The sequence below is a fragment of the Hominifimenecus sp. rT4P-3 genome (assembly GCF_051055405.1).
In the GTDB taxonomy this organism is placed as follows: Bacteria; Bacillota; Clostridia; order Lachnospirales; family Lachnospiraceae; genus Pseudolachnospira.
Genome location: NZ_CP167068.1, coordinates 340159 through 352634, shown reverse-complemented (window position 1 = coordinate 352634; position 12476 = coordinate 340159). Strand labels below are relative to the sequence as shown.

17 protein-coding genes and 1 riboswitch are annotated in these 12476 nt (G+C 47.7%); of the genes, 1 reads left to right on the top strand and 16 read right to left on the bottom strand.

Annotated elements, in window-relative coordinates; translation table 11 throughout:
- Positions 1 to 85: 85 nt before the first annotated feature.
- From rpsR to ACCC71_RS01640, 13 genes are all read right to left on the bottom strand, one after another.
- Complete coding sequence (rpsR, locus tag ACCC71_RS01700; RefSeq protein ID WP_434310722.1) at positions 86 to 352, bottom strand: 30S ribosomal protein S18; 267 nt, start codon at positions 350 to 352, stop codon at positions 86 to 88.
- A gap of 18 nt (positions 353 to 370) precedes the next feature.
- Complete coding sequence (locus ACCC71_RS01695; protein ID WP_434310721.1) at positions 371 to 826, bottom strand: single-stranded DNA-binding protein; 456 nt, start codon at positions 824 to 826, stop codon at positions 371 to 373.
- 16 nt (positions 827 to 842) lie between these two features.
- A complete protein-coding gene (gene rpsF / locus ACCC71_RS01690) occupies positions 843 to 1130 on the bottom strand; it encodes a 30S ribosomal protein S6 (protein WP_434310720.1) in 288 nt (95 codons plus the stop codon).
- Between the two features lie 152 nt (positions 1131 to 1282).
- On the bottom strand, positions 1283 to 2491 hold the full coding sequence (gene thiH, locus ACCC71_RS01685; protein WP_434310719.1) for a 2-iminoacetate synthase ThiH: 1209 nt from the start codon (positions 2489 to 2491) through the stop codon (positions 1283 to 1285).
- A 6-nt stretch (positions 2492 to 2497) separates the two neighbouring features.
- Entirely contained in the window at positions 2498 to 3289 is a 792-nt protein-coding gene (locus ACCC71_RS01680; RefSeq protein WP_434310718.1) for a thiazole synthase, read from the bottom strand.
- Positions 3290 to 3311: 22 nt separating this feature from the next.
- On the bottom strand, positions 3312 to 3965 hold the full coding sequence (thiF, locus tag ACCC71_RS01675) for a thiamine biosynthesis protein ThiF (protein WP_434310717.1): 654 nt from the start codon (positions 3963 to 3965) through the stop codon (positions 3312 to 3314).
- A gap of 4 nt (positions 3966 to 3969) precedes the next feature.
- The gene (thiS, locus tag ACCC71_RS01670) at positions 3970 to 4167 is read right to left on the bottom strand and encodes a sulfur carrier protein ThiS (RefSeq protein WP_434310716.1); all 198 of its coding nucleotides are present in this window, start codon (positions 4165 to 4167) and stop codon (positions 3970 to 3972) included.
- A gap of 364 nt (positions 4168 to 4531) precedes the next feature.
- A riboswitch (TPP riboswitch) is annotated at positions 4532 to 4637 on the bottom strand.
- A gap of 36 nt (positions 4638 to 4673) precedes the next feature.
- The gene (locus tag ACCC71_RS01665) at positions 4674 to 4808 is read right to left on the bottom strand and encodes a Fic family protein (RefSeq protein WP_434311789.1); all 135 of its coding nucleotides are present in this window, start codon (positions 4806 to 4808) and stop codon (positions 4674 to 4676) included.
- A 40-nt stretch (positions 4809 to 4848) separates the two neighbouring features.
- Positions 4849 to 4977 carry a hypothetical protein gene (locus ACCC71_RS01660; protein ID WP_434310715.1) on the bottom strand — a complete coding sequence of 43 codons (129 nt, stop codon included), beginning with the start codon at positions 4975 to 4977 and terminating at the stop codon, positions 4849 to 4851.
- Between the two features lie 66 nt (positions 4978 to 5043).
- Positions 5044 to 6033 (bottom strand): nucleotidyl transferase AbiEii/AbiGii toxin family protein, encoded by a 990-nt coding sequence (locus ACCC71_RS01655; RefSeq protein ID WP_434310714.1) that lies wholly within the window; start codon positions 6031 to 6033, stop codon positions 5044 to 5046.
- Positions 6030 to 6692 (bottom strand): hypothetical protein, encoded by a 663-nt coding sequence (locus tag ACCC71_RS01650; protein WP_434310713.1) that lies wholly within the window; start codon positions 6690 to 6692, stop codon positions 6030 to 6032. The genes ACCC71_RS01655 and ACCC71_RS01650 overlap by 4 nt, the downstream gene beginning before the upstream one ends.
- 184 nt (positions 6693 to 6876) lie before the next feature.
- On the bottom strand, positions 6877 to 7086 hold the full coding sequence (locus ACCC71_RS01645; RefSeq protein WP_434310712.1) for a Fic family protein: 210 nt from the start codon (positions 7084 to 7086) through the stop codon (positions 6877 to 6879).
- A 202-nt stretch (positions 7087 to 7288) separates the two neighbouring features.
- Positions 7289 to 7873 (bottom strand): helix-turn-helix domain-containing protein, encoded by a 585-nt coding sequence (locus ACCC71_RS01640; protein WP_434310711.1) that lies wholly within the window; start codon positions 7871 to 7873, stop codon positions 7289 to 7291.
- Positions 7874 to 8085: 212 nt separating this feature from the next.
- Between ACCC71_RS01640 and ACCC71_RS01635 the strand changes: the two genes are divergently transcribed.
- Positions 8086 to 9021 carry a TIGR01212 family radical SAM protein gene (locus tag ACCC71_RS01635; protein ID WP_434310710.1) on the top strand — a complete coding sequence of 312 codons (936 nt, stop codon included), beginning with the start codon at positions 8086 to 8088 and terminating at the stop codon, positions 9019 to 9021.
- A 98-nt stretch (positions 9022 to 9119) separates the two neighbouring features.
- On the opposite strand, the gene ACCC71_RS01630 is transcribed toward ACCC71_RS01635, so the two are convergent.
- Genes ACCC71_RS01630 through ACCC71_RS01620 form a run of 3 tightly spaced genes read right to left on the bottom strand, consistent with a single transcriptional unit; the run spans position 9120 to position 12465 of the window.
- The gene (locus ACCC71_RS01630; protein ID WP_434310709.1) at positions 9120 to 10121 is read right to left on the bottom strand and encodes a Gfo/Idh/MocA family protein; all 1002 of its coding nucleotides are present in this window, start codon (positions 10119 to 10121) and stop codon (positions 9120 to 9122) included.
- A gap of 21 nt (positions 10122 to 10142) precedes the next feature.
- A complete protein-coding gene (locus ACCC71_RS01625) occupies positions 10143 to 10922 on the bottom strand; it encodes an enoyl-CoA hydratase-related protein (RefSeq protein ID WP_434310708.1) in 780 nt (259 codons plus the stop codon).
- A 22-nt stretch (positions 10923 to 10944) separates the two neighbouring features.
- Positions 10945 to 12465, bottom strand: coding sequence for a tripartite tricarboxylate transporter permease (locus ACCC71_RS01620; protein ID WP_434310707.1), 1521 nt, complete (start codon positions 12463 to 12465; stop codon positions 10945 to 10947).
- Positions 12466 to 12476: the final 11 nt, after the last annotated feature.

The following is a 12476-nucleotide window of genomic DNA, read 5'->3' as shown; positions in this document are numbered from 1 at the left end:
CCCTATAGAATAAAAAGGACGGCTGCCGTTTTTTGCAACCGTCCCCATTTATAATTTTTCCTATGATCTTCTGCCGAATCCTTCGTTAGTCCTGAACGTAAGGCATCAGGGCAACGTGTCTCGCACGCTTTACAGCCGTGGTCAGAGCTCTCTGGTGCTTCGCGCAAGTACCGGTAATTCTTCTGGGAAGGATTTTTCCTCTCTCAGAAACATATTTTCTCAGCTTGTTGCTATCCTTGTAATCAATTACCGCATTCTCTTCGCCGCAGAATACGCAGACTTTCTTTCTCCGGCGCATGCCGCCGCGTCTCTTCATCGGGCTGTCTGCCTTATCGCCTTTATTATAAGCCATGATTGAAAACCTCCTATTTTAATTGAACGGAAGCTCTTCGTCTTCCACGCCGTCCGGAATATTCATAAATCCGTCGTTCACAGCGGCCGCCGGGCTGGGCGCAGGGCGGTCGGACGGAACATATCCGCCGGCATTTCCTGCGGAAGCGTTTTTGCTCTCGGCAAACTCGATCTCCTCCGCAATCACCTGTACGCTGAAAACTTTCTGTCCTTCTTTGTTGGTGTAGTTGTCGTTCTGAATACGACCACTGATCAGAATCTTCGTTCCCTGTTTCAAATACCGTTCTACAAACTCCGCTTGTTTGCCAAAAGCGGTACAGTTAAAGAAGTCCGCGTCCGCAGTATCACCGGCACGTTTAAACCGGCGGTCCACCGCCAGACTAAATCTCGCAATCGCCATCTGGCCATTGCTTCCGTTGCTGTAACGGATATCCGGGTCTCTGGTTAATCTTCCCATCAGAATGACTTTATTCATGCAATGCTCCTTTTCTTTATGCTTCTTCCTTTACGCATAAATACCGGATGACCTGCTCCATCAAACGAATATGGTTCTCCACTTCGCCAGGGCAAGCAGCGTCAGCCTCAAAATGAACGAAATAGTAATAGGCTTCTTTCATCTTCTGAATCTCGTAAGCCAATTTCTTCTTACCCCATTCGTCTACGCTGGTTACCGTGCCGCCAAAACGAGTAACATAGCCCTTTACCTTTTCCAGGGCTGCTGCTCTCTCCTCGTCTTCAAGCTTGGCGCTGAGAACAACGGCTAATTCGTACTTGTTCATGCTTCTACCTCCTTGTGGTCTCTGGCCTCCTGACAAACAGGAAGCAAGGATGTGTCTAATATGTCACGGTTTGTTATTTTATCATATTTTGGACGGGAAAGCAAGCGGTAATTTGGAGATTTTTCCAAAATCAGGCTAAGAAAAACGCCTCTTTATACGTAAAGATAATCGCTCATAATCGGCTGAAGTCCATGACTTCTCAGACTTTTGCAGACAGCCTCCACACCACGGCTATCCGATATTTCAAACTGGTTGTCTCCCTTATCTTCCACCTCCTCCGAGTGACTTCCCACACCAGTGCTGACGCCCGCAGAAATCTTTGTAGCCGCCACCCCCATCACATGATCGCGGAACCTGGCGCATTCTCTGGTGGAAACCGTAATTCCCGCATAGGGCATAAAAAGGCGATAGGCAGCAATTACCTGCAAAAGCTCGGCTTCTCCTACATCCTGTGAATGGATTCTCTCATTATTGACGATTGGCCGCAGACGCGGGCAAGAAAAAGAAATTTCTGCATGGGGGTACTTTCGCTGCAAAAGCCAAGCGTGCAGCCCTGTGGCAAAAGCGTCTTTTCGAAAATCATCCAGCCCCAAAAGCGCCGCGAACCCAACGCCGCGCATCCCGCCTAAAATTGCGCGTTCCTGGGCATAAAACCGGTAGGGAAAAATCCGTTTCGGCCCTGCCAGATGGAGAGTTTCGTACTGATCCGCGTGATAGGTTTCCTGAAATACCGTAACATAATCGGCGCCGCAGCCGTGCAAATACCGATAATCGTCCGTATTCATCGGATATACTTCCAGCCCAACAACTCGAAAATAACGGCGGGCAATCTTGCAAGCTTCCCCTATATAGTTGCGATCGGATTTTTCTTTGCTTTCGCCTGTCAAGATCAAAATTTCTTCCAACCCGGTCTCCGCAATTTTTTGCATTTCTTTATCAATCTCGTCTACCGTCAGACCGGCACGACGAATCTTGTTATGGCAATTAAATCCGCAGTAAATGCAGTAATTCGAACAATAATTCGCAATATAGATCGGAGTAAACAGATATACCGTATTGCCAAAGTGCTTCCGTGTCTCTTGCTGCGCTCGTTGCGCCATCTCTTCTAAAAAGGAGGCCGCCGCCGGGGAAAGCAACGCGGAAAAATCTTCCAACGTACGATTCTCCCGTTTCAGCGCCCGGCGCACATCATCGGCAGTATATTTATTGTAATTATATGCCTCCCTGCCGGAAACCACCTGATCCAGCATGTCAGAATTCAAAATTTCCATGCCAGGCAAATATTCCATGTGATTAATCCGCCTTTCCTTTAAGTGTTCCCGGATAGTATCGTCTAAAATACTTTCATTGATTTGCCTCATGGTCAATTATTCCCTCCCTTCCGAATGGAGAAATCCTGTCAAGGGCGAAGAAGCGGAAGCGCCGTCGTTCACCACCTGCCCTAGTCCAGCCAGATATGCGCTCCTGCCAGCTTCGATTGCTTTTCGAAACGCCTCGGCCATTTGAGAAATATTCCCCGCCGTAGCGATCGCTGTGTTCGCCATGACTGCGGCTGCTCCCATCTCCATCGCCTCGCAAGCTTGAGACGGGCGGCCGATGCCCGCGTCTACAATGATGGGCAGATCAATTTCATCGATCAAAATCTGAATAAAGTCTTTTGTACATAGCCCCTTATTCGAACCAATTGGCGCGCCAAGAGGCATCACAGAAGCCGCGCCGGCGGCTTCCAGATCTCTGGCCGCATTTAAGTCCGGGTACATGTACGGCATGACAATAAACCCTTCCTTAGCCAAGATTTCTGTGGCACGAATGGTCTCTGTATTATCCGGCAGCAAATACTTGCTGTCCCGAATAATCTCCAGTTTGATGAAATCTCCACAGCCTACTTCTCTTGCCAATCGGGCGATGCGCACCGCCTCTTCTGCTGTTCTGGCTCCAGAAGTATTGGGGAGCAGGGTAACCCCGTCTGGAATATAATCCAGAATATTTGTCGCGCCGCCTGGATTGGCCCGGCGCAAAGCTAAAGTGACAATCTCTGCGCCTGCCTGCCCTACGGCGGCCTGAATCAATTCCATTGAATACTTTCCTGAACCCAAGATAAAGCGAGAGTGAAACCCATGTTCTCCTAGAAACCACTGGTCTGCTTGTTGTGTTTTCATTGCACATTTCCTCTTTTCTTTTTTATTTTTCCAGTTCTAAAGCCAAGCGTACGGCTGTCAACGCCTGGTGCCCCGCGCAGATGCCAACCCGCGCCGCCATCAGCCCATTTCCATGATGGCCTTCGGATACACCGTCGCCGCACAAATAAAAATTTTTTGATACCTTTCTTGTTATCACCGTATTTCCACTATCCAGGCCTGCCATTCCAGAAGATGCAATGATTTGCTTTTCCGGCGCCCATTCAAGAACAGCATTTACTAGCATAGCTTTTGCTTCCGGGTCATCAAAGGCCTCACAGATCAAATCGGAGTCTGCGATTAGGGCCAGAACGTTTTCCCTGTTCACCTGTACCGACTCCAGTTTCAGCTGGATGTAAGGATTGATTTCCCGAAGCTGCGATGCCAACGCCTCGGTTTTATACTCTCCGACGTGGCACAGCCGGTACTGCTGGCGATGTAGGTTGTCAAACTCTACCCGGTCAAAGTCAATCAGATGCAAATATCCAACCCCCATACGGGCCAGATAAAATGTTGTGTGAGACCCCAAGCCACCGAGCCCAAATACCGCGATTCGGGTCGCCTTTAGTTTTCTCTGAATTTCTAGTCCATGGCGTTTGGAAAACGCCTTGTCAAATTCCGCTTCCATTGGCCTCATCTGTATCGTTTTCTCTTCCACTTTCTCAACCTCCTCCCACAAAATGTACGATTTCCAATACGTCTCCCACCTCAAGCCAGGTTCGGCCATACTGGGAACGGGGCAAAATGCTTCCGTTTCGTTCCACTGCAATTCGAGCAGGATCGTAGCCATGTTCCTGCAGATACTCTACCAACAACTTGCCTTCTCCTTCTGAATCCTCGATTCCATTGACTGTAATCATTCTCCATTCCTCCTTTTGTTGTAGTGTGATCCATCGCATAGCTTTTTTCTAGAAACAATTCCAGAAAATCTCCTATAGGGCAAGAAAGAATTTCGCTTTGCGAAATTCTCGCGCCGAGCGCAGCCGCTATCGGCGGCATCTTCCTTTCGCGCTCGTACCCTCGCTTCGCTGGGGCAGACCCTGTGCATCCTTAGCGGAGCGCTTTTTATTCCATAGGAAATTTCAGCGAAATTTCCTATGGAATAAAAAAAGGTTCACGAAAGAATACACCCGCGGTGGTGTACCCCTTCATGAACCTTTGGCTCACTCTCGTCTTTTTATACCCGTTGAACGCAAAAACGGAAGATGCCATGCGCATCTCCCGCTATCTTTCCACGTTCTTTCCTACGTTGGCATTATCCAAATCAGGTATATGGGTCGAAGTTCTCAACTTCCTCTCAGCCTATTTATAAGCTCCCCTATTCAGTTGACTTTTTCAGTATAAGATAAGATTGGAGATTTGTCAATCAAACTTTCACATATCTCTGATTTCTGCTATTCGGTTTATCCGGAATCGTCATCCGGACAAAATTCCTTTCAACTGCCGGCCGCAGGTAATTTCTACGAAATCCCTCTTTTGATTTCAGTCCCAATTTTTCCATAAGCGTTTTACTTGTATATGGAATATCGTATTCCATGACCTCAAACATGACATTTGGCAATCGCATCGTAATACTCATCCTGAAATTTTTCAATCTGACTTTCAATCGGAATGAATTCAAAGATCGGCTTCCATTTAGCTAGAATAGCGCTATGCCATAATCTCGCCATTCTCCCATTCCCATCTGGGAATGGGACGATGGGGATAGGAAAACTATTTATAAATCTCCCAACTTGTTAAATTGTTGTATTATGAAAGTCTGCCCATGCAGGATTTTTCAATAAGCTCTTCTGAATATTCATCAGAGTTTTTACCGCTGTCTCAAACTCAATTCGATCTTGTTCTCTGAGGACATATTGGTTCTGCATGGTTTCATACGCTTTGCGGACATCGCTATTATCTCCAGCCTGTGTAAAGAATATAAATTCTGTCGGAACAATGCCAGGTATTCCGTCAAGGCGTCCTTGTTCTTCTTTCATACGAATCTCCAAAAGGCGCTTTAATTTATCTGAATCTGATAACAACGCAGATACTTTCGGATGCTTTGCAATAACCGCTAAATCATAGATATGCTTTGCCGCTTCAAATGCTCGATGATTTATGGAAGAATGACGAACATACGCTTCCGCAGCAAAAAGTTTGTCAACAAAAATTCGTTCCAAAGTGATGGTTTGGATAAAAAATGGCTTTACATCATACACTGTTTCAAGAATCTTCTTTTGTTCCTCTGTCGCCAGATTGTAAAGCATCGCAGATATTTCTAAACTCTCCACCGGCTCACTAATCGTAAAAGAAGTTGCTTCCACTTTCAGTTTGCCAAAACGTTGCAGTGCATCGTCTGCATCAAAAGCAGTAACAGGATCATATGTGTAAACCGCAATCACCTCAGAACGGTTTGTTTTCCCTTGTGCCGCATCCCTCGGAAGGGAAACATACTTCTTGGCTGCACGTTCCAGACGTTTATCGTTCTGTGTCCTGCTACATCCTCTGGTATCAACGGAGAGGTCAATATCTTCGGAAAAACGGTTGGTCGTTTTCAGTGCTTTATAAAGGGCTGTTCCGCCTTTGAAATAAGCCTGAAGCCCGTCTGCCTGAAAATTGGATAGTTCCTGCAAGATTAGCAGAACATAATAATCCTTTTCCAGCACATCTGTCCGATATCCTGTCTTTTCATGTATGTTTTCAAGCAAAAGGCCAAACGCATCTTTATCTTCATGTAATTTCATATCATAGTTCCTCCCATACTTGCGGTATGTGCAAGGCACAATACCGTATTATGATTATAATAAAGATCAGCAAATGCCAGCAGAACTTTATATTTCAACCCTTTCTTCTGAATATAGTCTGCAATAATCTCATAAGGATGTTCTTCATCTACCGGAGCTTTTTCTAACAAATCCAATGCGTCAAGTATTTGCAGATATTCTTTATTTTCTGCTGTGACAGGAGTCTTGGGCGGTCGAATCACAACACCAAGTTTTTTATCTGTTCTCATACAATCTTTCGCCGCATTGGTCGCCAATACACGCTCCCGTGGCATCTGGGAAGTCAGTCCCATACGATGAAGAGTTGTTAAACCAGTTTCATACCCAATATCCGGCAACAAGTATTTATCCGCAATCAACTTTTCCTTGTTAATTCCCGTTTCACCAAAAGGCGTCATTGCTGTACGATAGTAAATTCCTTTTTGGAAACACCGAAGCTCCGGTAAAAGTTTTCCGTCCAGCACACGCTTTACTGCAACTGCCGCCGCTGCCGCCGCTTCTTTTTCTGCCAAATCATAAATCGCTGCAATCTTCTTTGCAATCTGCCCCGTATAAATTGGCATCCCTGTTGGCACCACTGCTAATTGTTCACACACAAAAGTTATATAAGTTTTTCGCATACCCCAGCCTCCCGTCTGATATATTATATTCGGATTTTCTCATTATTATTCGTCTATATTATATCACATTTTATGGAAATGTCAATTTGCCTTAAATTTCAAAAGGACATCCACCTGAATAAAAGATGAAATGTCCTTTGGCATGTTCGCTATTCAATTTTATATACAAAGCAGTTTGCCGCTGTTACGCCGCTTTCTGCAAGTGTCTCTGTGTTACATTCCCATCCGAGAACGGATGAATAAAGACAAATTCATAATGAAATACACTGCTCAGAATCAATGGATGAACGCTGTCACGTGCAGGCGGCGCCATAAAAATGCACGGTTCACCGTTAAATACACCTTCTTCACCCAGGCGGAAGTCACCCGACTCCTCCACAACATATTTTGTCATAATTCCGTGGAACTGCTTTAAATCTTTGATGCTGTATGGATCTATTTCAGAGAGTCGATCATAAGCGGCCTTGCTTCCAGATTACTAGTTGCCGTAATGCGTCCGATCTTTTCTGAATCAGAAATTCTACATGCCTGCCCTTTCCCCTCCATTCCGTCCGGGAAAAATCAGCTCCGATCAGCAGCATTACCTACTCCTATTTTCATAACAGCTGATACATCAATCCATGCTGCGTACAGTGCCAAATCAGCATCCCATGGCCCCGCTTTGGTATGCGGGCCTGCAAATTCCACTCCGGATACTGCTTCATCAATACCAAACGTTCCCCAGTAACAAACGCCAAAAAAGTAATAAAATGCTCTTTGGTCATAGGATGATCGGATGTAATATACCATTCGTCCTCAACCACTTCCACCTTTAACGCTTCTCCCGCTTCCGCCTTCTTCGCTTCCATGGGAGACAGCCTCCTCCCACAGCAGATTATTTCCGCTTCTCCCGTGGAAAGAATCAAGTTGTGACAAACTGGACAGACCGTATACTTCGTTTTTTTCATGTTACCTCCCATTTTTTCCTGGGGATTTAATTCTCCGGACAACAACTTGGTCATATCTACCTCCAAGGCTTCGGAAAGCTCCGGTAACAGAGAGATATCCGGACAGCCGATCCCCCGTTCCCACTTAGAGATCGTTTTATCACTGACATGTAAGAGCTGCGCCAACTCTCGTTGGGTCATCTGCTTTTCCTTCCGCAATCCCGCGATCAACGCGCCTATTTTTTTCGTATCCATCGAGTCCCCTTCTATATTTTTTCGTACATCTTTTCCATTGACAAGGTACCTTCCCTGACCGCGTATGCCCTTGTCAATGGAAGGTATCCTTGCCAGCTAAAGATATTATAATAAAATCATCCCGCCGGCGCAATCTACGTTCCGTCGAGAAAAAGACCTGCTTCCCTTCCAGAAAGATAGACTTTACCCATCAAAGGGCTTATAATAGAAAAATGACGACGAATATCTACACCTTAAACGACTACTGCCGGAAAGAATTCGGTGAAAAATTATATAAACTTTCCCTGAACGCGGGCCTTAGCTGCCCGAACCGGGACGGAACCCTGGATACCCGCGGCTGCATCTTTTGCAGCGCCGGCGGCTCCGGGGATTTTGCCGCCCCCGCCGGGCTTTCCATCGGCGGACAAATCGACGACGCAAAAAAGCGGGTGGCGGGCAAATTTTCCGGCGGCCGCTATATCGCCTATTTTCAAGCCTACACCAATACTTACGGCCCCATCGAATATCTGGAAGAAATCTTCACTGAGGCAATCTCCCGCCCGGAAATCGCGGTTCTCTCCATTGCCACCCGGCCCGATTGCCTATCCCCAGAAGTACTCGATCTTCTCGCGCGTCTCAAGCGCCGCAAACCAGTCTGGGTGGAACTGGGCCTTCAAACCATCCACGAAGAGACTGCCCGTTTTATCCGGCGCGGCTATCCACTCTCCTGCTTTTCCGATGCCTGGACCAGACTTCACGCTCTCGGTATCCCAGTGATCGCCCACGTGATTCTAGGGCTTCCCGGCGAAGGAGAAAAAGAGGTTTCCGCCACCATCCGGTATCTCTCCCAGCACGGCCCCGCTGCTCCCATTGACGGAATCAAGCTTCAGCTCCTCCATGTACTAGATGGAACAGACTTGGGCGTTCTTTATCAGAAGGAACCGTTCCCGGTTCTTTCCCTGGAAGAATATCTGCCCCTTCTCGCCGGCTGTTTGAGGCGTCTATCTCCCGAAACTGTTGTCCACCGGCTGACCGGCGACGGACCCAAACGGCTGCTCTTAGCGCCGGCTTGGAGCGCCGACAAAAAGCGGGTGTTAAACGAAATCCATCGATATTTTCAGGAGCATAACATTCGGCAAGGGCAGCTTTATGAATGTACCTCTCCCTAAACCGCACGCACCTTTATCAACAAAAAATATCCCCAAACGAGGAAGGTAAAAATTTCTCGTTTGGGGATACGCTTAATGGGTGTTAACAATTTAACTGTCTAATTTTCATTTTCGATCCGCACGGTTTTACCGCTGTCCTTGGCAGTCCGCATGGCATCAGTGATTTTCAAAGTCCGCATCGCATTCTCCAGTGTGCAGATATCTTTTCTCTCACAGACGCCGAGCAGCGTATCTACGATTAGCTTTTCATGGGGCATTCCGACATAAGCCGGAATGTCAAAGGTAAGGGACGTTGTCTTTCCGCCTTGAGACAGAACCAAAGGCTGAGACAAATCAAATACGCCAAAGGTAAGGCTTCCCTCTGTCCCATAGATTTTCACGCAGTCTTCGTCCTTTTCTGTATCGAAACACCAGGTTCCGCTGCCAATCATCCCATTGTCCCAGCGAAATACCGCCGAGACGCTTCTCTCAATCTCTTTTTTCTCCGGAAAAGGATTTGCCGTAAGAAAGACTTCCCGATAAGCGCCAAGGAGATAATCAATGATATCCATCCCGTGAATATCCGCCTCGAAAAAATGACCGCCCCCGGAGGTATTTGCCTGGCTTCTCCACCCTTCCAGACTTTGCGCCTGAAAGAGGGATGTGATTTGAACAGACAACGGGGTTCCGATGGCTCCTGTCTCCAACAATTCCTTTGCCTTGATAAACTGCGGCAAGCCACGGCGATAGTGGGCGACAAAAGCGCTTACGTTGTTGCGCTTACAGCATTCCTCGATGGCAACCGCCTCCTCATAGGACATGGCGATTGGCTTTTCAATATATACATGCTTTCCCGCATTGGCGCACTGAATGGCATATTTCATATGGCAGTCAGGCGTTGTTGCGATATAGACGATATCGATTTGGGGGTCCGCGATCAGTTCATCTACAGTCTTATATACCACGCACGGATGATGGCGTTTTGACCAATCCAATGCTTTCTCATAGGTTCGATTTGTGATTGCGCGCAATTCACTATTGGCATTCAGATAAAGTCCAGGACCATTTTTTTCTTCCGTAACGTCCCCGCATCCGATCATTCCCCAGGTAATTTTGTTCATTCTCCACTCCCTACACTTCCACTATTTTCCGGTCCAGACAGGTTTTCTTTTCTCCCGAAAAGCATTGGTGCCCTCGGCAAAATCATGGCTTGCGTACAACTTTACCGCGACCTCATCCACAACATCCCAGGCAGCGGACGGGGCCTTGCTTGGCAGTCCCTGACATCTGGTTGCAACTTCCTTGGAAAACTCGATGGGAAGCGGTGCCATCTGACAGATCTTTTCTGCGATTTTGAGTGCCTCGGGAAGAAGCTCCTCCTCAGATTCCACGATTCGGTTGATGAGCCCGATATTCCAAGCCCGTTCCGAGTCAATGGGCTCGCCGGTAAACAACAATTCCAGAGCGATCCGATACGGAATCTGATTGATCACATTGATGAATCCATTCTCCGCCATAGCGCCAATGGTCGGTTCCGGAAGCGCAAATTTTGCGCTTCTTACGGCTACCACCAGATCGCAAGCCATCATCAGTTCCAGGCCGCCGCCATATACGGCTCCGTGAACGCAGGCAATGATGGGCTTTTTATAGGTATGACGGGTCAGGCCGGCAAAGCCCCAGTCCTCTCTTCCTTCCGGGGCTTTGTGCGTTCCAAGCGCCAGTTCCTTGATGTCGGAACCCGCGCAGAAGCAGGGACCGTTTGCTGTTACAATGGCAACGCGCATGCTGTCGTCTTCGTCGAATTGAACCAGAGCGTCGCTGAATTCCTTCCACAGTAAATTACTGAAAGCGTTTCTCTTTTCCGGTCGGTTCATGGTGATATGCATGACCTGCCCGATTTTTTCTACTAATACAGTCTCCATGGTTTCCGAATCTCCTCTCGCACTAGTTTTCCTTATTTTTTCGGAAGCAGGATTTCAGCTTTGTCCACACCGGTGTTTTCACCAGAATCGATGCAATCAAGGCAATGAACAGGATGGTCGAAATAGGGCTTCCCCAAATAGCCGCCAACGCCTCTCCCATGTTATTGTGGCTCAGCTGGAGCATACGCCGGAAATTCCATTCAAAGAGCTGGCAGAGAATGATGCCCAAAATCATCGGAGCAACCGGGAAATCATGTCTTCTCATGATATAACCAACAACACCAAAGCCAACCATGATGCACACATCCACCATGCTTCTGTTCAGTGCAAAGGAACCGATGACACACAGAGTGGCGATAATCGGAAGAAGAATACTCTTTGGAATCTCCACGATCTTTGCAAAGGCTTTGATACCGGTAAATCCTGCAATCAGAAGGAATATATTGGACAGAATCAAGCAGGCGGCAATCACGCCGACAATCTCCGGATTGGTAGACGGAAGCGTGGGACCAGGATTCAGTCCATGGATGTACAAAGCGCCAATGACGATGGCCGCATATCCGTCTCCCGGAATGCCTAGAGTCAGCATGGGAATGTAAGCGGCGGGAACGGTAGCATTATTTGCGGATTCCGGAGCAATCAGCCCTTCGATGGCGCCTTCTCCGAAAGGAACTTCCGGATTCTTCGTCATTCTTTTTGCCGTATCATAGGCAAAGAGCGCGGCGATATCTCCGCCGGTTCCAGGCAGCGCGCCGATAAATGCGCCCATCACCGAAGAAGTCAGCGTCAATTTCCAGTGTTTGCGAATCTCATGGAAATCAATTTTGAGCTTATCTACATCCTGTTTCACGATGGCAGTGGTCTGAATATCTCTGGCCTGCATCAAAATCTCTGCAAAACCAAATAAGCCGATCATAGCAACCACAAATCCAATACCAGACTGCAGGTACGTGATTCCGAAGGTAAATCTTTTTGTTCCAAAGGTTGCATCCATTCCCACACATCCGATCAGCAGGCCCAAAGCTCCGCTAAACAAGGACTTCCATGTGGACCCATTTCCCAGAGTCGCCACCAGCAGCAGTCCCATCATCGCCAGCATCAGATAATCTCTGGAAGCAAACTGAAGGGCAATCTTGGAGATCAGCGGCGTTGCCGCAAGGAAAATCACCGTTGCAAGGATACCGCCGAGAACGGATTGCACCAAGGTCGTGACCAGCGCTTTTGCCGCCAGTCCCTTCTTCGCCATCGGATACCCGTCGAAGGCAGTGGCGATGGCACAGGGCGCGCCGGGAATATTAATCAGGATCGCCGCACGGGAACCACCGTATGCACATCCAACATGGACGCCTACCATCACCGCAAGAGCAGGAAGAACGTCCCAGGTGTAAGTAAACGAAATCAACAAGGATGCAGCCATGGTGCCGGTCAGGCCAGGGATTGCGCCCACATACATGCCTACCCAGATGCCGGCAGCCACCAAAAGTATCAGCCAGGGATCTTGAAATATAATCCCTACATTGGAAAAAATCTCAGCAAATGACATCTTTTTTTCCT